General features: G+C 40.4%; 22 protein-coding genes and 1 tRNA gene. 6 read left to right on the forward strand and 17 right to left on the reverse strand.

The features are described from left to right. Positions 1 to 86: 86 nt before the first annotated feature. Complete coding sequence (lptG, locus tag DK924_RS12070; RefSeq protein WP_008466816.1) at positions 87 to 1,154, reverse strand: LPS export ABC transporter permease LptG; 1,068 nt, start codon at positions 1,152 to 1,154, stop codon at positions 87 to 89. Then, a complete protein-coding gene (lptF, locus tag DK924_RS12075; RefSeq protein ID WP_109875484.1) occupies positions 1,151 to 2,263 on the reverse strand; it encodes an LPS export ABC transporter permease LptF in 1,113 nt (370 codons plus the stop codon). The genes lptG and lptF overlap by 4 nt, the downstream gene beginning before the upstream one ends. Before the next feature lie 307 nt (positions 2,264 to 2,570). Between lptF and pepA the strand changes: the two genes are divergently transcribed. From pepA to DK924_RS12090, 3 genes are all read left to right on the forward strand, one after another. Next, positions 2,571 to 4,082 (forward strand): leucyl aminopeptidase, encoded by a 1,512-nt coding sequence (pepA, locus tag DK924_RS12080; RefSeq protein ID WP_054202239.1) that lies wholly within the window; start codon positions 2,571 to 2,573, stop codon positions 4,080 to 4,082. A 172-nt stretch (positions 4,083 to 4,254) separates the two neighbouring features. After that, on the forward strand, positions 4,255 to 4,701 hold the full coding sequence (locus DK924_RS12085) for a DNA polymerase III subunit chi (protein ID WP_008112488.1): 447 nt from the start codon (positions 4,255 to 4,257) through the stop codon (positions 4,699 to 4,701). 58 nt (positions 4,702 to 4,759) lie between these two features. Further along, positions 4,760 to 7,612, forward strand: a complete 2,853-nt coding sequence (locus DK924_RS12090) for a valine--tRNA ligase (RefSeq protein ID WP_109875295.1) — start codon at positions 4,760 to 4,762, stop codon at positions 7,610 to 7,612. A 156-nt stretch (positions 7,613 to 7,768) separates the two neighbouring features. Here the strand turns inward: DK924_RS12090 and DK924_RS12095 are convergent, their stop codons facing one another. After that, positions 7,769 to 9,070, reverse strand: coding sequence for an outer membrane protein transport protein (locus DK924_RS12095; RefSeq protein WP_055012852.1), 1,302 nt, complete (start codon positions 9,068 to 9,070; stop codon positions 7,769 to 7,771). A gap of 282 nt (positions 9,071 to 9,352) precedes the next feature. Between DK924_RS12095 and DK924_RS12100 the strand changes: the two genes are divergently transcribed. Next, positions 9,353 to 9,676, forward strand: a complete 324-nt coding sequence (locus DK924_RS12100; RefSeq protein WP_054202242.1) for a hypothetical protein — start codon at positions 9,353 to 9,355, stop codon at positions 9,674 to 9,676. Here the strand turns inward: DK924_RS12100 and DK924_RS12105 are convergent. After that, a complete protein-coding gene (locus DK924_RS12105) occupies positions 9,636 to 10,853 on the reverse strand; it encodes an HD-GYP domain-containing protein (RefSeq protein WP_109875296.1) in 1,218 nt (405 codons plus the stop codon). The two genes, DK924_RS12100 and DK924_RS12105, sit on opposite strands and share 41 nt — an antisense overlap. Before the next feature lie 270 nt (positions 10,854 to 11,123). Next, positions 11,124 to 11,198 (reverse strand) — tRNA-Arg (locus DK924_RS12110). Positions 11,199 to 11,435: 237 nt separating this feature from the next. Here DK924_RS12110 and DK924_RS12115 point away from each other — a divergent pair. Next, the gene (locus tag DK924_RS12115; protein WP_010390860.1) at positions 11,436 to 11,618 is read left to right on the forward strand and encodes a hypothetical protein; all 183 of its coding nucleotides are present in this window, start codon (positions 11,436 to 11,438) and stop codon (positions 11,616 to 11,618) included. 36 nt (positions 11,619 to 11,654) lie between these two features. Here DK924_RS12115 and DK924_RS12120 read toward each other — a convergent pair whose 3' ends face one another. From DK924_RS12120 to DK924_RS12130, 3 genes are read right to left on the reverse strand one after another with little or no spacing between them, the layout of a single operon-like run. Next, the gene (locus DK924_RS12120) at positions 11,655 to 12,446 is read right to left on the reverse strand and encodes a phosphotransferase (RefSeq protein WP_109875297.1); all 792 of its coding nucleotides are present in this window, start codon (positions 12,444 to 12,446) and stop codon (positions 11,655 to 11,657) included. Positions 12,447 to 12,454: 8 nt separating this feature from the next. Next, the gene (gene pnuC, locus DK924_RS12125) at positions 12,455 to 13,078 is read right to left on the reverse strand and encodes a nicotinamide riboside transporter PnuC (RefSeq protein ID WP_075170403.1); all 624 of its coding nucleotides are present in this window, start codon (positions 13,076 to 13,078) and stop codon (positions 12,455 to 12,457) included. 25 nt (positions 13,079 to 13,103) lie between these two features. Further along, positions 13,104 to 13,355 (reverse strand): hypothetical protein, encoded by a 252-nt coding sequence (locus DK924_RS12130; RefSeq protein WP_010390856.1) that lies wholly within the window; start codon positions 13,353 to 13,355, stop codon positions 13,104 to 13,106. Positions 13,356 to 13,455: 100 nt separating this feature from the next. Here DK924_RS12130 and DK924_RS12135 point away from each other — a divergent pair, with 100 nt between their 5' ends. Next, the gene (locus tag DK924_RS12135) at positions 13,456 to 13,695 is read left to right on the forward strand and encodes a DUF2960 domain-containing protein (RefSeq protein WP_004588463.1); all 240 of its coding nucleotides are present in this window, start codon (positions 13,456 to 13,458) and stop codon (positions 13,693 to 13,695) included. A gap of 71 nt (positions 13,696 to 13,766) precedes the next feature. On the opposite strand, the gene alr is transcribed toward DK924_RS12135, so the two are convergent. The 9 genes from alr to rpsF all read right to left on the reverse strand — a co-directional run bounded on the left by alr (position 13,767) and on the right by rpsF (position 19,969). Then, entirely contained in the window at positions 13,767 to 14,846 is a 1,080-nt protein-coding gene (gene alr / locus DK924_RS12140) for an alanine racemase (RefSeq protein WP_109875298.1), read from the reverse strand. Then, on the reverse strand, positions 14,846 to 16,225 hold the full coding sequence (dnaB, locus tag DK924_RS12145) for a replicative DNA helicase (RefSeq protein ID WP_010390854.1): 1,380 nt from the start codon (positions 16,223 to 16,225) through the stop codon (positions 14,846 to 14,848). Before dnaB ends, alr begins: the two co-directional genes overlap by 1 nt. Positions 16,226 to 16,338: 113 nt before the next feature. Further along, the gene (locus DK924_RS12150; RefSeq protein WP_109875299.1) at positions 16,339 to 17,277 is read right to left on the reverse strand and encodes a DUF4097 family beta strand repeat-containing protein; all 939 of its coding nucleotides are present in this window, start codon (positions 17,275 to 17,277) and stop codon (positions 16,339 to 16,341) included. A gap of 9 nt (positions 17,278 to 17,286) precedes the next feature. Beyond that, the gene (locus tag DK924_RS12155) at positions 17,287 to 17,772 is read right to left on the reverse strand and encodes a hypothetical protein (protein ID WP_010390851.1); all 486 of its coding nucleotides are present in this window, start codon (positions 17,770 to 17,772) and stop codon (positions 17,287 to 17,289) included. Then, a complete protein-coding gene (locus tag DK924_RS12160; protein WP_054202246.1) occupies positions 17,759 to 18,310 on the reverse strand; it encodes an RNA polymerase sigma factor in 552 nt (183 codons plus the stop codon). Before DK924_RS12160 ends, DK924_RS12155 begins: the two co-directional genes overlap by 14 nt. Before the next feature lie 227 nt (positions 18,311 to 18,537). Continuing rightward, the gene (rplI, locus tag DK924_RS12165; protein WP_008110407.1) at positions 18,538 to 18,990 is read right to left on the reverse strand and encodes a 50S ribosomal protein L9; all 453 of its coding nucleotides are present in this window, start codon (positions 18,988 to 18,990) and stop codon (positions 18,538 to 18,540) included. A gap of 36 nt (positions 18,991 to 19,026) precedes the next feature. Then, positions 19,027 to 19,254: a 30S ribosomal protein S18 gene (rpsR, locus tag DK924_RS12170; RefSeq protein ID WP_002962753.1), complete on the reverse strand. Its 228-nt coding sequence runs from the start codon at positions 19,252 to 19,254 to the stop codon at positions 19,027 to 19,029. Between the two features lie 12 nt (positions 19,255 to 19,266). Continuing rightward, positions 19,267 to 19,584 carry a primosomal replication protein N gene (gene priB, locus DK924_RS12175; protein ID WP_008466122.1) on the reverse strand — a complete coding sequence of 106 codons (318 nt, stop codon included), beginning with the start codon at positions 19,582 to 19,584 and terminating at the stop codon, positions 19,267 to 19,269. A gap of 43 nt (positions 19,585 to 19,627) precedes the next feature. Further along, positions 19,628 to 19,969, reverse strand: a complete 342-nt coding sequence (gene rpsF, locus DK924_RS12180) for a 30S ribosomal protein S6 (protein WP_008110420.1) — start codon at positions 19,967 to 19,969, stop codon at positions 19,628 to 19,630. Positions 19,970 to 20,080 lie beyond the last annotated feature (111 nt).

A 20,080-nucleotide genomic window follows, 5' to 3' on the forward strand; every position in this document is an offset into this window, starting at 1 on the left:
AATCTAGTGAATTGGTATAAGCTAAAGCATAAAAAACGCGGCACTTTTAAAAAAGGCCGCGTTTTTTATTTAAGCTTTAAGTCTAGCTACACCCGCTTATTCATCAAATAAGCTGCAAACCCAGTAAATAAAATGCTCGGTAGAACGGCGCCTACAATGGCTGGGATTTGATATACCATTACCACAGGGCCAAATATCTCATTAGTTAAGTGAAACACTATCCCCGTTACCACTCCCATGATAATTCGTGCCCCCATAGTTACGGTTCGCAGCGGACCAAATATAAACGATAAGGCAACCAACAACATCACAGCAATAGACACTGGCTGCATTAATTTACGCCATAGTGCTAAATCATAGGTACTTGTATCTTGCTCATTTTGCTGTAAATAAGCTAAATATGACCACAACCCTGAAAATGACAGTGACTCTGGTTTTACTGAAACCACGCCAAGTTTTTCACCGGTCAGCTGAGATGAGTAAAACTCTTCAGTAACTTGCTCCGTGGTAATTAGCTCTTCACTGATCAATACTTTGTTCACATCGCGCAGTAGCCAGCCATTATCACGCCCTACTGCTTCTTTTGCTTTAGTAATTTGTGTAAGTTGCAACGACTTATCAAAGTGGTACATATTTACGCCGCGCAGCATGCCATTTTGGTCAACATCTTCAATATTAATAAAGTTACTGCCATCTTTAGCCCACACGCCTTTTTGTGCATTAAATACATCCCCGCCATGAATAGCTTGGTTACGCATTTCTTTGGCGTGCAGCTGAGCAGCGGGCGCCCCCCACTCACCTAGCGCCATTACGCACAGCGCCATAAAAATTGCGGTTTTCATTACCGAGCCAATGATTTGTAAACGCGACATACCCGCGGCTTGCATTACTACCAACTCACTATTAGAAGCTAAAGCGCCTAACCCAGTTAAGCCACCAATAAGTGCTGCCATTGGGAAAAACACCACTAAATCGCCGGGCATACTATAAATGGTATATAGCAAGGCGGTCATAATATCGTAACTACCACGGCCAACCGATTTAAGTTGCTCTATAAATTTTATTAAAGTACTGATCCCCACCAACACCATTAGTGCAAATCCAGTCGTTTGCATAATGCTACGGCCTAAATACCAATCAAGCGTTTTCATCATATGTGTTGCTCCCGTTTAGTCACGACAGCCTTCAGCCAAACACCTAATGGGCGGCCTTTAATAATTAATAAACTACCTATAAATAATGCACTTAGGTGAATCCACCATAGGCCAATAGAGGGCGGAATTTTCCCATCTTCTACCGCAAACTTAGCCGCGTTGAGTAAAATGAAATACCCTAAATATAAGCTCAAAGCAGGCACTAATTTAGCAAATTTACCTTGGCGTGGATTAACAACGCTCAGGGGTACTGCTAGTAAAGTTAATAATGGAATAGATAACGGAATAGCTAAACGCCATTGCCACTGTGCAATTGCTTCTGGAGTGTTAATAGACATTAACTCATGAGTTGGCACGGCTTCTAACTTACGACGTTGATGTTCTATTTCTTGCTCGCGAATTTGTACGCTGTAACCATCAAACTCAGTTAAGTTAAGTGAAGGCGCTTCGCCGTCAGTTTCATAGCGCTTACCATCAGTGAGCACTAACTGCTGCTCACCATTTTGCGCTTCAATAACAACGCCCTGCTCGGCATAAACTAAACGCGCTAGGTCACTTTTTTCACTATCGGGTAGTTGTGCCACAAAAACTTTGTTGAGCTCTTTGCCGCCATTTTCAATGTTATGAATAAACACCACGGCTTTTTCGTTACCGGTTTGTTGAAAACGTCCAGCTCGAAGTGCAGATAAACCAGCATCAGCCTTGGCTTGCTCTTTAAGTTGATATTCTTGTTCGCTTGCCCACGGTGCAATATACAAAGTAAGTACCGCGGCCAACAACGCTAAGATGACACTTGAAATTAGCGTAATACGCACTACATACCACTCACTCACGCCACAGGCTTTAAGTACTGTCATTTCACTGTCGGCGTAAATCCGGCTGTAAGCTAAAATAATTCCTAAAAATAAGCTCAGAGGCAAAATTAACGATGCCAACTGCGGCAATTTAAGCGCAATCATGGCAAACACAAGCTTTGCTGGGATACTACCTTCTGAGGCATCACCAAGAATGACAACAAACTTTTGCGACAAGAATATGGTCATTAAAGTTAAAAATACGGCGACCTGCGATTTTAAAACCTCAGTGGTCAAATAACGGAAAATTAGCAACATTCGCCCCTGTTAAACATGGAATTTCAATTTAGTAATAAAAAACAATGAGTGAACTAGTTAATTCACTCATTTTAAATGAGTATTAAGCACATATTATAAGCCATCAATATTAATTATCCTACCTAACATCACGATATAATGTTGCATTAGTAACCCTTAAGCATATAAAGTTCAAATACACAGTAAGAGTCGAGTAAAATCTACTAATATTAGCGCTAGACCTAAAAATTTAGGTAAAAAGACTAGAAAACACATTTTTAGTCCCAACTTAGCTTCTATAGATGACTCAAAATCAGGAGTGACAATGGAATTCAACGTAAAAAGTGGTAGCCCAGAAAAACAACGCAGTGCATGTATTGTTGTTGGCGTATACGAACCACGCAGGTTATCCCCCATTGGTGAACAACTTGATAAAATCAGCGATGGTTATATCTCAAATTTATTACGCCGTGGCGACTTAGAAGGTAAGCCTGGGCAAGTATTACTATTACACCATGTACCTAATATTTTAAGCGAACGTATTCTACTCGTTGGCTGCGGTAAAGAACGCGAACTAGACGATAAACAATATAAACAAATTATTTCAAAAACTATCAACACCTTAAATGAAACAGGCTCGATGGAAGCAGTGTGCTTTTTAACTGAGCAACACGTTAAAGGCCGTGATACCTATTGGAAAGTGCGTCAAGCGGTAGAAACAACCCAAGACTGTTTATACACCTTCAATCAGCTAAAAAGTAAGAAAGTAGACCCACGTCGTCCACTGCGTAAAATGGTATTTAACGTTCCTACGCGCCGCGAACTGACTATAGGTGAAAGTGCCATTGAGCATGGCCTAGCGATTGCTGCTGGTAGCAAATTATGCAAAGACGTTGCCAATATGCCGCCTAATATTTGTAATCCAGCGTATCTCGGCGAGCAAGCCAAAGAACTTGAGACTAATTTTGACAACATCACTGTTGAGCTGATTGGCGAAGATAAAATGGCAGAACTAGGTATGAACTCATATCTAGCAGTTGGTCGTGGTAGTGATAACGAATCGGTTATGTCGGTAATTAACTACAAAGGCGCAGGCGATGACCAAGCGCCTATCGTATTAGTTGGTAAAGGCTTAACCTTTGACTCAGGCGGTATTTCATTAAAACCAGGCGAAGGCATGGATGAAATGAAATACGACATGGGCGGTGCTGCTGGTGTTATTGGTGCCATGCGCTCGCTTGCACAAATGCAGCTACCTATAAATGTAATTGGCGTTTTAGCCGGTTGTGAAAACATGCCAAGCTCAAACGCCTATCGCCCAGGTGATATTTTAACCACTATGTCTGGGCAAACGGTTGAAGTACTTAATACTGATGCCGAAGGCCGTTTAGTGTTATGTGACGCGCTAACCTATGTTGAGCGTTTTGAACCAGAAACCGTGATTGATGTTGCTACATTAACCGGTGCATGTATTGTTGCTTTAGGTGCCCACGCTACGGGTTTATTAGCAAACCATAATCCACTGGCGCATGATTTATTAAAAGCGTCTGAGCAAAGTGGCGATCGTGCATGGCAACTGCCATTATGGGATGATTATCAAGATCAACTAGAAAGCCCATTTGCCGACTTTACTAACTTAGGTGGCCGAGCTGCAGGTACTATTACTGCGGCCTGTTTCTTATCTAAATTTACTAAAAAGTATAACTGGGCACATTTAGATATTGCCGGTACGGCATGGCGCAGCGGCGCTAAAAAAGGCGCAACGGGTCGCCCTGTACCTATGCTAACTCAGTATTTATTAAACCGAGCAGGCATTAGCGAAGCAACCCAAGACTAACAAACCTGTAAAAGGCTTCACAGCCCAATATAGAGTATAAAATAAGGCGCTTTTAAAGCGCCTTATTTATTGGGTATTAATTGAAGCAAACCCCGTTATATGGCAAAATCCCCTTCTTAATTTGTGTGTATTTAATAACAGCACAATCAATGTCATGGGAAATCCCGATACAATGAACATGAATGCCCAGTTTTTCATTTTAAAGCAACAAGATGAGTCATTAGCTAAAGCCGATGATCACTTTGCTTTAGCAGCTCAAATAGCTGGGCAACAGTATCGGCTTGGTCAACGCGTATTTATTTTTGTAGACAGCGAAGCAACCGCCAACAGCATTGACGAAACTATTTGGACATTTGATGCCGACAGTTTTGTGCCCCACAATTTACAAGGTGAAGGCCCAAAAGGCGGCGCACCTGTAGAAATTGGCACAACACCACCTGTTGGTAATCGTAAAGTATTAATTAACTTGGCCAATCACTTACCGGATTTTATTCGTCGGTTTAACCAAGTTTTTGATTTTGTACCCGTAGAGCCCGTAGCCAAACAAGCCGCTCGTGAGCGCTTTAAAAAACTACGCCAACTCGGTGCCAATATCACCACGCAAGATATTAATCGCTAACGCTCACTGCGTACAAAGCTAACTAACTCATTTAAGTACTTATTTAAGGTTCTGTGTAATGGATAAAACCTACAATCCGCAAGATATTGAACAGTCTCTATATCAAGACTGGGAACAAAAAGGCTACTTTAAGCCATCTGGCCAAGGCACCCCATATTCAATTATGATCCCGCCGCCAAATGTCACGGGTAGCTTACACATGGGCCACGCTTTCCAAGATACCATCATGGATACCTTAACGCGCTTTAAACGTATGCAAGGTAACAATACATTATGGCAAGTAGGTACTGACCACGCAGGTATTGCCACGCAAATGCTAGTAGAGCGAAAGCTTGCGGCAGAAGAGGGTAAAACACGCCATGATTTAGGCCGTGATACATTTATCGATAAAATTTGGGAATGGAAAAACGAGTCTGGTGGCACAATCACTAAACAACTTCGCCGCTTAGGTGCTTCTGTTGATTGGGACCGTGAACGTTTTACCATGGACGATGGCCTATCAGAAGCTGTTAAAGAAGTATTTGTACGCCTTCATAAAGAAAACCTAATTTACCGTGGTAAACGCCTAGTAAACTGGGATCCAAAATTACACACTGCGATTTCTGATCTTGAAGTAGAAAACAAAGACAAACAAGGCCATATGTGGAACTTACGTTACCCACTAGCTGATGGCGTAAAAACGCAAGACGGTAAAGACTACATTGTTGTAGCCACTACGCGCCCAGAAACTATGCTGGGTGACTCAGGTGTGGCAGTAAACCCAGATGACGAGCGCTACCAAGACCTAATCGGTAAAGAGGTTTTACTACCAATCGTTAATCGTCGTATTAAAATTGTTGCCGATGAACATGCCGATAAAGACAAAGGTACGGGCTGTGTAAAAATAACCCCTGCGCACGACTTTAACGATAACGAAGTTGGTAAGCGCCACAAGATGCCGATGATTAACATCTTCGACAAAGACGCGGCTATTTTAACCCAAGGTGAAACATACACCTTTGATGGTAAAGAACTTGAATTTGATGCGCCAATACCTGAGCGCTTACATGGCCTGGACCGTTTTGACGCACGTAAAACCATTGTTGCTGAATTTGAAGAGCTAGGCCTACTTGAAAAAATTGAAGACCATGGCCTAACTGTTCCTTACGGTGACCGCTCTGGTGTTGTTATTGAACCACTACTTACTGACCAATGGTATGTACGTGTTGCACCACTTGCTGAACCTGCAAAAGACGCGGTTAAAAACGGCGACATCCAATTTGTACCTAAGCAATACGAAAACATGTACTTTTCGTGGATGAACGACGTACAAGATTGGTGTATTTCACGCCAGCTTTGGTGGGGTCACCGTATTCCAGCTTGGTACGACAGCGAAGGCAACGTATACGTTGGTCGTGATGAAGCAGAAGTACGCCGCGATAACAATATTGCAGATAGCGTAGCGCTTAGCCAAGACGAAGACGTTCTTGATACGTGGTTCTCATCAGCACTGTGGACCTTCTCAACCCAAGGTTGGCCAGAAAATACCGATGACTTAAAAACCTTCCACCCATCTGACGTGTTGGTAACCGGTTTTGATATCATTTTCTTCTGGGTTGCACGTATGATCATGATGACGCTGCACTTTATAAAGGATGAAAACGGCAAACCACAAGTTCCTTTTAAAACCGTGTATGTAACTGGCTTAATACGTGACGATAACGGCGATAAAATGTCGAAGTCTAAAGGTAACGTACTTGACCCACTTGATATGATTGACGGCATTGGCCTTGAAGACTTAGTACAAAAACGTACTGGTAATATGATGCAGCCAAAACTTGCCGCTAAAATTGAAAAAGATACCCGCAAAGTATTTGCAAACGGTATTGAAGCACACGGTACCGACGCACTGCGTTTTACCTTAGCAGCGATGGCTTCAACTGGTCGTGATATTAACTGGGATATGAACCGCCTTGAAGGTTACCGTAACTTCTGTAACAAATTATGGAACGCAAGCCGTTACGTATTAATGAACACAGAAGAGCAAGACTGTGGCTTTAACGATAGCGAAAAACAGTACTCGTTAGCTGATCGCTGGATTTTAGGTCAATATGAAGCCACGGTTAAAACCTACACCGAGCACCTTGATAACTACCGTTTTGATTTAGCGGCGAATACATTATATGAATTCACCTGGAATCAGTTCTGTGATTGGTACTTAGAACTAACTAAGCCGGTACTATTTAAAGGCAATGAAGCTCAGCAACGTGGTACACGTCATACACTTATTACCGTACTTGAAAGCTTACTGCGTTTAATGCACCCAATGATGCCTTACATTACAGAAACAATTTGGCAACGTGTAGCACCACTTGCAGGGCTTGAAACAACAGGCACTAGCATTATGGTACAAGGGTTCCCTGTTTATAACCAAGCCAATGTTGATTCACAAGCGATGGATGACTTAGAGTGGGTTAAGCAGTTCATTTTAGCGATTCGTAATATTCGTGGTGAAATGGATATCAGCCCAAGCAAGCCGTTATCAGTGTTACTAGCTAATGCATCGAGCGACGATGTGCGCCGGATTAACGAAAATGAATCGTTTTTAGCGTCACTCGCTAAGCTTGAGGCATTTACTCTGCTTGAAAACAAAGACGATGCCCCAGCGTGTGCAACCTCTTATGTTGGCAACCTTGAGATTATGATCCCAATGGCGGGATTAATTGATGTCGAAGCTGAGCTTGCACGTATAAACAAGCAACTTGAAAAAGCAGAGAAAGGCCTAGCTCAAGTGCAAAACAAATTGGCTAACGAAAAGTTTGTTAACAATGCACCTGAAGCGGTACTCGCTAAAGAAAATGCTAAGCTAGCTGAATTTACTGATGCTAAAACTAAGCTACTAGAGCAAAAAGTTAAAATAGAAAGCTTATAATTAAGCTGTTACGGATGGCTTACGCCATTCGTAACCAGTTAATTTATAAGTATAAAAAAAGCCGCTTACTGCATTTGCTGTAAGCGGCTTTTTTTGTCTAGGCTCTAAGCTCTAGGCTCTAGGCTCTAGGCTCTAGGCTCTAGGCTCTAGGCAGAATTAGAATGTGTAGTTGTACTGAGCACCTAATAATACTGCATGACCTTTTGATTCAAAAGACCATTGCTGTGGTAGTGTTTCGCTTTCTACTTTTTCAGTAAAGTTTTGTGTTTTACCACGTAATACGCTCACACCTAAATCAATATTTGAGTTTTGATCAATCGCATAGTTACCACCAAACGAGAACCAAAAACGGTCTGTATCAGGGATAGAAATTGATAAATGCTGTTGTGATACTGGTGATTCATCAAACGCAAAACCAGCACGAAGCATTAAATTTTCACTGTACTGGTAATCAGTACCGATTGAGTAACGCATTGCATCAGAGAAATCTTCTGTTTTTTCAAACGCACTGAACTTGCCACCTGTAGGTGCAGTAACTTGTGCTTCTAATGAGTCAAAGCTGCTCCAACCTGTCCATAGTACGCTGTAGTGAACGCCTAGCTTTTCATCTAACTGGTGAGAACCTGAGAACTCAGCAATTGCTGGTAGTGTAATTTCAACTGAGCCAGGTAATTCAACTTGACCGTTTAACCCACCAGGAATAAATGAAGGTAGTTCATTCGAGTACTCACCTTCAAAAGTAATATCTGTTTCTGTACGGTAATTAAAACCAAAGCGGCTATTTTCATCTAATTGGTACATTAAACCAACGTTTAAGCCGTAACCCATGTCATCACCTTCAAGGTGAACAGCATCAGCACTTGCAGGAATAGATGCAATAGCAGGGTTTACAGGAGGTACTACGCCAAACTTACGAATAATCTTCGCTTCTGCATAAATTGCATTTAAACCAATACCAAAACTGAACTGCTCAGATACTTTATAAGCAACACTTGCGTTCATGTTTACAGTAACAATTTCAGTTTCACCAGCAATTTGGCCAGCTGCGTAATCATCGTTAAACTCAGTGGCAAGGCCAAAGTTAGAAAATGCACCAAAACCAACCGATACTTTATCGTTTACTGGCATAGTGAAATAACCAGCAGGAATAATCGCGCTAGGTGCGATGCTGTCATCATCTAGTACGCTGTTATCTAAACCGTAGGCATTACCTGTGCCTTTTAGGCTAACATCAGGAATGACAGCCATAGCTGCAACGCTAAGTTGCTTCTCTTTAAACAACGTCATTAACGCTGGGTTACGAGCAACCACAGAGGCATCATCTGCTACAGACGCTTCACCTGCGTATGCACGACCTAAACCAGATACATTTTGCTCAGCAAGTTGAAAAGCCGCTGCAAAGGTATCAGCTGAAACAAATGCCAGCGATGCAGCAATAAGAGTTTTAGTAAATTTCATTGTTGTGTCCTTAGCCAAACTTACTGTTTGGATAGCTATGTGTGTTGTTATTAGAGTTTCAAACCCGCGTACACTACCTTAATTTTTTATAAAAAACCCTACTAAAACGTTAAAAAAGGCCAAAAAACACGTTTTTTAACGACAATTTAACAACTATTTAAAACTCATCGGAGCAGAAGTATGGTATTAGAGTATATACTCTAATGATATTAGTTCTCATTTGCATTGACTTAACTTGCGTTGCAATTTACACTGCCAATAAAATCACCAAGGGAGAAAACAGTGATCATTTTACTTATTGTTACAGCGCTTACTTTTTGTGGCTTAAGTGTTTATTTCTTTTATAAAGCAAATTATTGCGCGTGTACGCAGGCAGGTAAATGTGACAACCCAGTTAATCTCTATTGGTTAGCAGCCATTAGCATGGCAATTATTTCTTTGGTTTTTTGCTGCTTAGCGCTGCATGTAGAATTAGGCACATTACTGTGGATGACGTTAATGGGTAATTGCTTTTTAGGTGGGTATATTTCTGCTAAAACAAACAGAAAAAGACGATGCAAAAATACTAAAGCAGTAAATGCTCTTTTAAAAGTCGAGGCAAGTTAATTTTATAATCAGCTGGTTTTACACTTGCTTGTATTTTTATTTCATTATTATTTGAGCTCAAATCAATATCTTTTGCGGTAACATGATGGTTGTGTTTTGCGTTATAAAAAAGCTTAACTTTGGGCTTGATTGGATTTGAATGATTACCTTCTAGCACCAAGGCCAAACGCTCATTGGTTAACTTAACAATAGTACCCACCGGGTGAACACCTAAACACTTAATAAACAGCTGTACTAACTCTGCATCAAATAGCTGTTTATTTGCCAACAAATAACGCAGTGCATTAATAGGCTCATCCCCGTCTTGATGGGGTCTATCTGCGGTGAGCGCATCGTATACGTCAACAATCGCTAAAATCCGAGCAGGACGACTTATCTTGCTGTCATCGACTCCTCGAGGATAACCAGAACCATCAAGGCGCTCATGATGATTTACAATCATATCTAACATTAAAGAGGTGATGCCTTTCCCACCTTTTAATAACCCTAGGCTTTGTGCAACATGCTTTTTTATTGCCGTCATCTCGTTACCCGTAACTTTGCCAGGTTTAGAGAATATTCCTTGAGGTAATTTGGCCTGCCCTAGGTCATGCATTAATGCCCCCATAGCAAGCTCCTGAACAACATCGCGTTTATACCCTAAATACTTAGCGAATACCGCTGTAAAAATGGTGCAGTTGATCATATGACGCCAGTTATAGCTATGCTTATCTTTAATACGAGTTAAAATGGTCATTGCATGTTCATTACGAAATACTGAGCTGACTATTTCATTACTTATCTCATTAAGCGCATCAGTATTCAGTGACAAACCTGAGGTTAAATCACCAAAAATACTTTGTAATTTTCTGTTGTGGGCATCATAACTAACACTGGCTTTGGCAAACTCTTGTTGCAAGCTGACAACTCGCTTTTTACTAGCGGGCTTGTCTTGATTTGTAGCAGCGGCTTGTGGTTTTTCTTGTACTTTATATTTAGCCGGTACAGCCACATCACTTTTTGTAAAATCAATAAGAAGCTCTAGTACTCCTTCGGTAATTAAACGCTGAATTATAGATTTATCACGTACCAAACCACTGGTTTTAATTTTTATACCATCAACACTCTCCTGCTGCTTGGTCACGCTATTTACGTACATGCCGGGAATAAGCTCTGATATAGGTAAGGTAACTAACATAAATGTGAGGATTTCTATAATTAAGGAATATTTTCTTTTAATAGCATTATTTAGCTATAAAAGTCTAGCTTTTGAGTTTAGGGTAATAATAAATTATTAACACTAAAATCCTACGACTATTGATATTAAACTATAACCGCAGCACTGAGTATACGCCTAACGGTGTAAATTAGATTGCTACAAATATTATTATTTAACTGAGAATAAAAATAGTGAGTTAATTTAAATAGCTACGATCGTTTTGAAGGGGAGTAAAAAGTAAAACGCAAATGGCGCTCTCGGTAGGGATCGAACCTACAACTCAGCCTCCGGAGGGCCACGTGATATCCATTTCACCACGAGAGCACATTTGTTGCCTCCACATCAACTCGCGATATCAATGCTTTAGCATGCGCAATAATAAAGGCATCTTTGTATAAATACCAGCATGATTCGTTTACATGTCTATAATTTAAGCTAATCACTTAACAAAAGGTAAAAAAAGCGCTATTTATTTATATTCTATAAAAAAACAGTAACGCTTTAGACACATATTATCTATTATTGTCACTGGACGGAAAGATTAAACACGAGGAAGTAATTATGAAGTTAATGTCAACAGAACAAGTTGCTGAGTTTTTAGGAGTTAAAGTCGAGCGAGTTAAACGCTTAACACGAGAAAGCTTACTTATTGCCAAAAGTGAAGATGCTAATGGCGAACCACAGTATGACGCCGATGAAGTAGCTAAATATAAAGAGCTAGCAGCTCGATTTGGTGGTTTGTAGCTAAACTTATAACTACTTGGGGATAAGCTGGGCTATTTATTGAATTAGATAATCCAGCTGCTCACACAATTTTTTAACCTTATCACTGACACCACGCGCAGAATACCAACAAATACAAAGCACTAAGAATACTACTTGATAACACTTTAACTTTTCTATCGAAGGACTAAAATTACACTGCTGAGGTAAATATGCATGATAGGTTTTCAGTAACTGCGCTTTTTGTATTTGTGTTAACTCAAAACTAACTGCTAATGCGGCTAAATCAAAGTAAACATCGTTAGTTTTAGCGTATTCAAAGTCAATTAAGTACATGCCCTCTGTGTTGAGAATAATATTTTCTTTAACTAAATCATTATGGCAAAAACCGTTATCTCTAGGTTGGCTATAAATATAGACTAAAGCTGATTCAACCCCCTGCTGATATTGCTGATAAAGTTCGGTGTCAGAGTAATAATCAAGCTCGAACTTAATATCCATTGGCTCTGTTACAATATTATGTTGGTGTAAACTGACCAGTTTTTTTATTAGTTCAGATGTGAAGTTGTCTTGCGCTATATCACCGTCAATATATTCAAAAATGGCTAACTTTTTTTCTTCATTGAGCCACATTGGTGCAGGACAAACTTTATACTCTGCAAAGCTTGCTTGCGCTGCTAAGCCTATAGATGGCCAGTGTTCCCGATAACTCTTTAATAGGTAAGCTTGCTGCGCTGTATGGACAAGGAAATTATCGTTACTTAAACCACTATACAAACGCTCACTACTGAGAACATTAAGTTGCGGGTCAAAAGCGCTAAATATAGCGCTTATATTGTCAAAGGTCATTGTGGCTCTTATAGCTGTGCTAGAGGCTTAGCTTGCTCTTGCTCGTACTCTTCATACCAGGTTTTAAACCCCCATGCTGCCATTAGCGTGTAGAAGATAAACAACGCAAGTGTTGGGTAATAGCCTTTTTCGTAATACAAGTACATTGATGCGGCATCTATCACTATCCAATATAACCAATTCTCCAGCACTTTTTTGGCCACTAAATAAGTAGTAACAACAGCAAAACAAGTGGTAAAACTATCTAAATAGGCAAAATCAGCATGGGTATAATTAGTCATTATATAGCCCAAAATTATCGCAACTAAGGACGTTATACTGATAATGCCAATATGTTGACTTACCCGCCATGATGTAATTGCTAATTCCTGTTTGCCTACTCCACTCTTCCTCCATGCTAGCCAGCCATAGACTGCCATATACATATAATAAAAATGCAGCAATGACTCCATTAATAAAGCGCCATTCCAGTACATAATAGTGTAAATTAAGGTACTAAAGAATGCCGCAGGCCAGCACCAAAGGTTTTCTTTGATAGCTAATAAAAGGTAAGTCATAGACAAAGCCACTGCAATATATTCCCAGTGTGACATCGCAGTAAACCCAGCAAGAGTTTGGTTAATAAAGTCCATTATTGGCTCACTAAGCTATTAAGCATTATTCAGGAGAAAGATCACCAGAAAGAAATTTACAAACAAAAATAGCCTTGCCAAACTCTTCGTATGAACGTTTTATTTCAGTACTAAGTACCGACATTACTAAGTCATAGTCACCAAAAATTTGCGTCGACAATGTGTTTGTAATCACTTTTAAATCATCATAGGTATTTAACCGGTCAATAAATCCTTTAATAAAGGGAATATAATCTTGATGAAGCGGGTATTTACTGATCTCTACTGATAATTTCATTTCAAACTCAACTTTTTAATTATTTGATTTCAACTAATCATTCAACGCAACTTAAATACAGTGTAAAATTACACTAACACTCAATATAACTGAGCTTATTATGGCACGCAGAATTACCTATACTTTTAAAAATCAACCGCGCGAAATTAACTTCGCAAAAGATAAATACCACGATATGTATCAGGCTATTGCGGCTGCTGAGGGTATCGATTTAACTAATTACTTAAACATGGTACGCCAAATTGAAATGACCTCTAAAGGTTCATCGGCGGTACGCAATTTTCGCGACCAAGAGTTTGCACGTATGGGCTTTAGCGATATTTACTTTATAAAAGAGTAACCATACCCAGTAAGCTAGCATCACGATCATGACAGCAATGTAAACTTACTGCATATCTTTAATAATAAACATTAGCGCTGGTACTCATAACTTACACGCGGTGTGATATTACACAATAACTCGTAAGAAATAGTATCAGCACATTGTGCAATCTCTTCTACTGGTAACTCTGGCCCCCACATAATCACTTCATCACCCACCTGGACGTTGTGCTCGTTATTACCTATATCAAGGGTGATCATATCCATAGCTACACTACCCACAATACCGTAACGATGCCCATTAATAATCACGGGTGTGCCTTCTTTCGCATGACGCGGATAACCATCACCATAGCCCAGTGCAACCACAGCCAACACCGTAGGTTTATCACTTTGCCAGCGGCCGCCATAGCCTACTTGCTCATGTGCCCCCACATTACGCACTGCTATCACTTTAGTGGTTAAGCGCATTACAGGCTTTAATTGGTGATCTTTACCTGTGTGATTAGCCATAGGCGATACACCATAAAGCATTAGCCCAGGTCTAACCCAATCACCATGGCCACTCGGCCACGCTATAATTCCCGCAGAGTTCGATAAACAATGAGCTTGTTGAACCTTTTGGGTTAAATTATCGAACAAAGTTATTTGCTGCACTGTTTTAGTATTTTTTACATCATCGGCACACGCAAAATGGGTCATTAAGTTTATTTTGTTTTGTGCATTTGGGCTGGCTTGTAGGCGCTGATAAAACATATCAAACTGCTCAGGCGCAATACCTAAGCGATGCATGCCGGTATTTATTTTTAACCAGCAATTTAAAGGCGCATCTAGCTGCACACTTTCCAGCATTTTTAGCTGTATCTCGTCATGAATAATAGTTTGAAAATTATTCGCCAGTAAAATAGGTAAGTCTTCTTGATGAAAAAAGCCTTCTAGCAACACAATCGGTTTTGTAAGGCCACCTGCACGCAGCGCTAACGCTTCATCTATACGCGCAACCGCAAATGCATCTGCTTCATTTAAGTGTTGCGCAATAGTGACTAAACCATGCCCATAAGCATTCGCTTTAAGTACGGCCATTACTTTACTATTGGGCGCAAAGCGTTTTACCTGTGCTAGGTTATGTTCAAGCGCGGTTAAATTAATTTCAGCAGTGGCTAAGCGCATTAGTAATCATCATCTACAGCAGGCCCCGCGTAATTATCAAAGCGAGAGAATTGACCTTGGAAGGTTAGGCGCACTTTACCAATCGGACCGTTACGCTGTTTACCGATAATAATTTCGGCAATGCCTTTTTCAGTACTGTCTTCGTTATAGACTTCATCACGATAAATAAACATGATCAAATCGGCATCTTGCTCAATAGAGCCCGACTCACGTAAATCTGAGTTAATTGGACGTTTATCAGCACGTTGCTCTAGAGTACGGTTAAGCTGCGATAGAGCAACAACCGGACACTGCAACTCTTTTGCTAATGCTTTGAGTGAGCGTGAAATTTCGGCAATTTCTAAGGTACGGTTATCTGACAAGCTAGGTACACGCATTAATTGCAGGTAATCGACCATGATCATACTAATACCACCATGATCACGTGCTATACGACGTGCACGTGAGCGAACATCGGTAGGTGTTAAGCCTGAGGCATCATCAACGTACATTTTGCCTTTTTCCATGAGTAATCCCATGGTTGATGAAAGGCGCGCCCAGTCATCGTCATCTAGCTGACCAGTACGTACTTTAGTTTGGTTAATTCGGCCAAGGGACGCCAGCATCCTCATCATAATTTGTTCAGAGGGCATCTCTAGTGAGTAAATAAGCACTGGCTTGTCTTGAGTCATTGCGGCATGTTCAGCAAGGTTCATCGCAAAAGTGGTTTTACCCATTGATGGACGCGCTGCCACAATAATTAAATCAGATGGCTGCAAGCCTGTAGTCATTTTATCAAGATCAGCATAACCCGTGCTCACACCGGTCACACCATCTTGTGGTGATTGATAAAGCTCTTCTATTTTATCAACGGTTTTTTCAAGTATGTTGTGAATACTTTGTGGGCCTTCACTACTTTTTGTACGCTGCTCAGCAATTTTAAAGACTTTACTTTCAGCAAAATCAAGTAAGTCGTGGCTAGTACGCCCTTCAGGATTAAAGCCCGCTTCGGCTATTTCATTGGCAACACCAATCATTTCACGAACAACGGCGCGCTCGCGAACAATACTTGCGTAAGCGTCAATATTGGCAGCACTTGGGGTGTTTTTTGCTATTTCGGCTAAATACGCAAATCCACCAATACCTGACAGCTGGTTATTTTTTTCTAAACTCTCAGAAATTGTGATTAAGTCAATCGGATCACCAATTTCAGCAAGAGCTGTCATCGCCTCAAAAATAAGCTTATGGGTACGGGTATAAAAATCCTGCGCCACAACAAGTTCAGCTACGCGATCAAATGCTTGGTTATCAAGCATTAAACCACCTAAAACAGATTGTTCAGCTTCTATTGAATGGGGAGGAACTTTAAGAGTGTCGACTTGCTTATCTGGTTTGGCCATAACTTCACAGTACTAAAATTGAATAGCTCTATTCTATCGACTTGGCGGGGCTGTGCAAATAGCAAAGCAGGAAATCTTTTCCTGCTTTTTGTTACTTAAAATAAAATAGCTAATTATTGACGTTTAAGTTCGATAACACCGCTAATAGTATTCATCTCTACGCTAGCATCAGTGCCATTAGTATTAAACTTAATTCCACTTGCTGGGCCATATTTGGCTTTTTGTACTTGATCGTTAGTTAACTGGTTGTCAATTTTACCGCCAGCGTGTGCTTCTACCTCAAATTGTGCTGATAAATCAGCAGGGAAATAAAACGCAGCGTTACCACTAACAGATTCAAAACTCACATCAGCATTACTCAGAAGGCGGTTAATTTGTACCTTAACTTCGCCATTAACGGTGCTTATTTGTAACTCTTTAATTGTATCTAAATTAAAGTTAATATCGCCATTTACGTTTTCTAAGCGAATATCATTGGCCGTCGAGTTTGATGTAATATCGCCATTAACCGCACTAAAACGAACTTCACCGCTAGATTGCTGATCATCAATCGAACCATTAACAGTTTCAAATTGAACTTTACCATTAAGTGCTTTTGCCTTGATGTCACCATTTACAGTGGTCAGCTTAATATCGCCATTAAGATCGTTTACTGTAATAGCCCCATTAACTACATCAATTTCAGTACCTTTTTGTAACTCTTTGGCCGTTATAGATGCATTAACACCCACAAATTCTAGCGCACTACTTTTTGGCATAAAAATAGTGAGCGTTGAGCCATTGTTGTTATTATCCCAATTAGAAAGTTCAGGCATTTTCACAATAAACTGGGTTTTATTACCCTGTGTTTTAAGTGTGTAGCCTTGTGCCTTATCATCAAGTTCACCGGTTACTTTAAATTGATTTTTATCCCAACCTGTCACTTTAATATCACCACGCTGGTTTTCAATGTGGATCACCCCAGCATTGGGTACCTCAATTTGCTGATCTATTTTTTCACCAGCAAATACGGCCATGGGTAATAAAGCGATCCCTAATATTATTGCTTTCATTTATTTCTCCTAGATGTGTTGCCAACGCGGTGCATGCACCTTGTTAATTAAGTCGAGTTGTTGTTGATAAACTTGCGCTAACATAGACAATAGCGCCTTATTTTTCGGTTCATTTTCAAGAGTTTGCTTTATTGCTTGCTCTGCATCTTCAAGTTCTTGTAACTGTACTTGCCAATTGTCGGTCAATGCTGCTTGGCTTTGATATTGCACTAGTAAACTTTGTTTTTGTTTAGTAAAAAACTCACTCATTGCCACTGCAGTATTTGCCTCTGGTACTTTAAATAACAATACTGTGCTGACCAAAACCGCGGTAAAACATGCAGCAATGGCGGTGAGCTTTGGCCAATATTGATTAGTATTAATAGTGGGCTGATTATTAGCTATTATTGCGCGCTCAATCCCATTCCACAGTTCTTTTTTTGGTGGAATATTTTTATCTAACTGGGTTAAAGACTCATTTAAGTAGTCATCAAAATTTGTTTTACTCATTTTCATACCACTGCTTTAATAATTGCCTTGCACGATGATATTGCGCCTTACTAGAGCCTACCGCCATACCTAACAGGGTTGCAATTTCCTCATGCCTGTAACCTTCTACTGCATAAAGCACAAATACCATTCTTGCGCGCTCAGGCAGTCTAACAATTAATTTATCTAGCCCATTTAATCCGTTACAGTCATGTGCAGCTTGTTCATCCATTCCGCTTTGCTCAAAGCTAATTACTTTATTAAGCCAATGTTTTTGTCTGCGCACATAACTAATAGCAATATTACTGGCGACACTATAAAGCCAAGTGGAAAACTGCGAACGTCCATCAAATTGCGCTATTTTGTTCCATACTTGCACAAATACTTCTTGGGTAGCATCTTGTGCATACTCCTCATCGGCTATAAGCCTCAGGCATAAGCCATAAACTTTTGCTTTATGCATGTCATAGAGCGCTTTATAAGCTAACTGGTCGCCGTTTTTAACTTGATCAATAAGCATTTGCTGCACTTGATCAGTTATTGGCTGATTAGCGTCCATTAACATCGCAAATTTTTCCTGTTTATAATTATGTAATTGCAATTTAACTTATAAGACGCGCAGAAGAATAGAAAGGTTTAAATGAAATAGAAAATATTTGTAGAAAATGAAGCTTTATTTTAGAAACGCGCTTAATTTTACCCACAACAAACAATTTATTGCTTTGGGTTATAAATTTTAGACACAAAAAAACCGTGCAAAGCACGGTTTTTTTTTAAACTTAATTCTAAAAATTAAGCTTCAGCAATAACGATTACTTTAATAGTAGCTGTTACGTCTGAGTGTACTGCGATTGCAACGTCAAATTCGCCAGTCTCACGGATAGTACCTAGAGGTAAACGAACTTCTGATTTAGCAACTTCAACACCAACAGCTGAGATAGCGTCAGCGATGTCACGAGTACCGATTGAACCGAATAATTTACCTTCGTCACCAGCTTTAGATACTAATGTAACTTCAGCTAATGCTTCAAGTTTGTCAGCGCGTGCTTGTGCTGCAGTTAACTGTTCAGCGATTTTTGCTTCTAGTTCTGCGCGACGTGCGTCAAACGTTTCAATGTTTGCTTTAGTTGCAGGAACTGCCTTACCTTGTGGGAAAAGGAAGTTACGTGCGAAGCCAGATTTAACTACAACCTGGTCACCTAGGCCACCTAGGTTAGCGATCTTATCTAGTAGAATAACTTGCATGTTTCTACACCTTTTAAAAACGTGTTAATCCGCTGCTTACTTATGTAAGTCAGTGTATGGAAGAAGGGCTAAGTAGCGAGCACGCTTAATAGCAGTTGCTAGCTGGCGCTGGTATTTAGCGCTAGTACCTGTGATACGGCTAGGTACGATTTTGCCACTTTCTGTAACATAGTTTCTAAGAGTAGCTAGATCTTTGTAATCGATTTGTTGTACGCCTTCCGCTTTAAAGCGGCAGAACTTACGACGTCTGAAATAACGTGCCATGAGATTAATTCCTCAAATAATTCTTTCTATATGCTGAGCATGCAAAACCAATTGGCTAAGGCCGTTACGACCTTCGTGGCGATTTAAAAAACCACTCACTTGCAATGCCTGCCCAACGTGCAAATGTTGAGTCTGTTGTTGCATTTGCTTACCACTGGCAACCACCTGAAGCCTAACATAACTATTACGGTTAAGATCTGCTTCAACTTGCATTGATTTATGTTCTACAACAAAAATACAATGCGGTATGCCCGCGGGGCTTTGGCTAAACTTGGGTGTTTTACAAACTACCCCCGATATAACCAGCTGATTCGTATATGGGCTAACCATTATAGTAACTGCTGACTACGTGCCATGCTAGGACTCAAAACAATTAAGCAGCTGGTGCTTCTTTCTTCTCTTCTCTTACAAGAGGAGACGCTTCAGTTACAGCGTTTTTAGTACGCATAACTAAGTTACGAAGCACTGCATCGTTGTAGCGGAAAGTAGTTTCTAGCTCGCTGATTACTTCAGTTGGTGCTTCAACGTTCATAAGAACATAATGAGCTTTATGAAGCTTGTTGATTGGGTAAGCCAGTTGACGACGGCCCCAGTCTTCAAGACGGTGGATAGTACCACCTGCTTCAGTGATAGAACCAGTATAACGTTCGATCATACCAGATACTTGCTCACTCTGATCAGGGTGAACCATGAATACGATTTCGTAATGACGCATGGATATTCCTTACGGTTAATAGAGCCTTCTACCGTTTCGGCCGGTCGGTTTAAGGCAAGGAATTAATAGTTTAAAAGCCGAAATGAGCGCGCATTTTACGCTTAGTAGGAT

Source organism: Pseudoalteromonas sp. meg-B1, assembly GCF_003173795.1.
GTDB lineage: Bacteria > Pseudomonadota > Gammaproteobacteria > Enterobacterales > Alteromonadaceae > Pseudoalteromonas > Pseudoalteromonas undina.

Coding starts and splice junctions, on each gene's coding strand:
- DK924_RS12095 (WP_055012852.1), bottom strand. CDS start 9,070: ATGAAATTTACTAAAACTCTTATTGCTGCATCGCTGGCATTTGTTTCA.
- DK924_RS12085 (WP_008112488.1), top strand. CDS start 4,255: ATGAACATGAATGCCCAGTTTTTCATTTTAAAGCAACAAGATGAGTCA.
- alr (WP_109875298.1), bottom strand. CDS start 14,846: ATGCGCTTAGCCACTGCTGAAATTAATTTAACCGCGCTTGAACATAAC.
- DK924_RS12135 (WP_004588463.1), top strand. CDS start 13,456: ATGGCACGCAGAATTACCTATACTTTTAAAAATCAACCGCGCGAAATT.
- DK924_RS12160 (WP_054202246.1), bottom strand. CDS start 18,310: ATGTTAATGGACGCTAATCAGCCAATAACTGATCAAGTGCAGCAAATG.
- lptG (WP_008466816.1), bottom strand. CDS start 1,154: ATGATGAAAACGCTTGATTGGTATTTAGGCCGTAGCATTATGCAAACG.
- DK924_RS12120 (WP_109875297.1), bottom strand. CDS start 12,446: ATGACCTTTGACAATATAAGCGCTATATTTAGCGCTTTTGACCCGCAA.
- pnuC (WP_075170403.1), bottom strand. CDS start 13,078: ATGGACTTTATTAACCAAACTCTTGCTGGGTTTACTGCGATGTCACAC.
- pepA (WP_054202239.1), top strand. CDS start 2,571: ATGGAATTCAACGTAAAAAGTGGTAGCCCAGAAAAACAACGCAGTGCA.
- rpsF (WP_008110420.1), bottom strand. CDS start 19,969: ATGCGTCATTACGAAATCGTATTCATGGTTCACCCTGATCAGAGTGAG.
- DK924_RS12150 (WP_109875299.1), bottom strand. CDS start 17,277: ATGAAAGCAATAATATTAGGGATCGCTTTATTACCCATGGCCGTATTT.
- DK924_RS12105 (WP_109875296.1), bottom strand. CDS start 10,853: ATGTTAGTTACCTTACCTATATCAGAGCTTATTCCCGGCATGTACGTA.
- dnaB (WP_010390854.1), bottom strand. CDS start 16,225: ATGGCCAAACCAGATAAGCAAGTCGACACTCTTAAAGTTCCTCCCCAT.
- DK924_RS12130 (WP_010390856.1), bottom strand. CDS start 13,355: ATGAAATTATCAGTAGAGATCAGTAAATACCCGCTTCATCAAGATTAT.
- DK924_RS12155 (WP_010390851.1), bottom strand. CDS start 17,772: ATGAAAATGAGTAAAACAAATTTTGATGACTACTTAAATGAGTCTTTA.
- rplI (WP_008110407.1), bottom strand. CDS start 18,990: ATGCAAGTTATTCTACTAGATAAGATCGCTAACCTAGGTGGCCTAGGT.
- priB (WP_008466122.1), bottom strand. CDS start 19,584: ATGGTTAGCCCATATACGAATCAGCTGGTTATATCGGGGGTAGTTTGT.
- DK924_RS12090 (WP_109875295.1), top strand. CDS start 4,760: ATGGATAAAACCTACAATCCGCAAGATATTGAACAGTCTCTATATCAA.
- rpsR (WP_002962753.1), bottom strand. CDS start 19,254: ATGGCACGTTATTTCAGACGTCGTAAGTTCTGCCGCTTTAAAGCGGAA.
- DK924_RS12115 (WP_010390860.1), top strand. CDS start 11,436: ATGAAGTTAATGTCAACAGAACAAGTTGCTGAGTTTTTAGGAGTTAAA.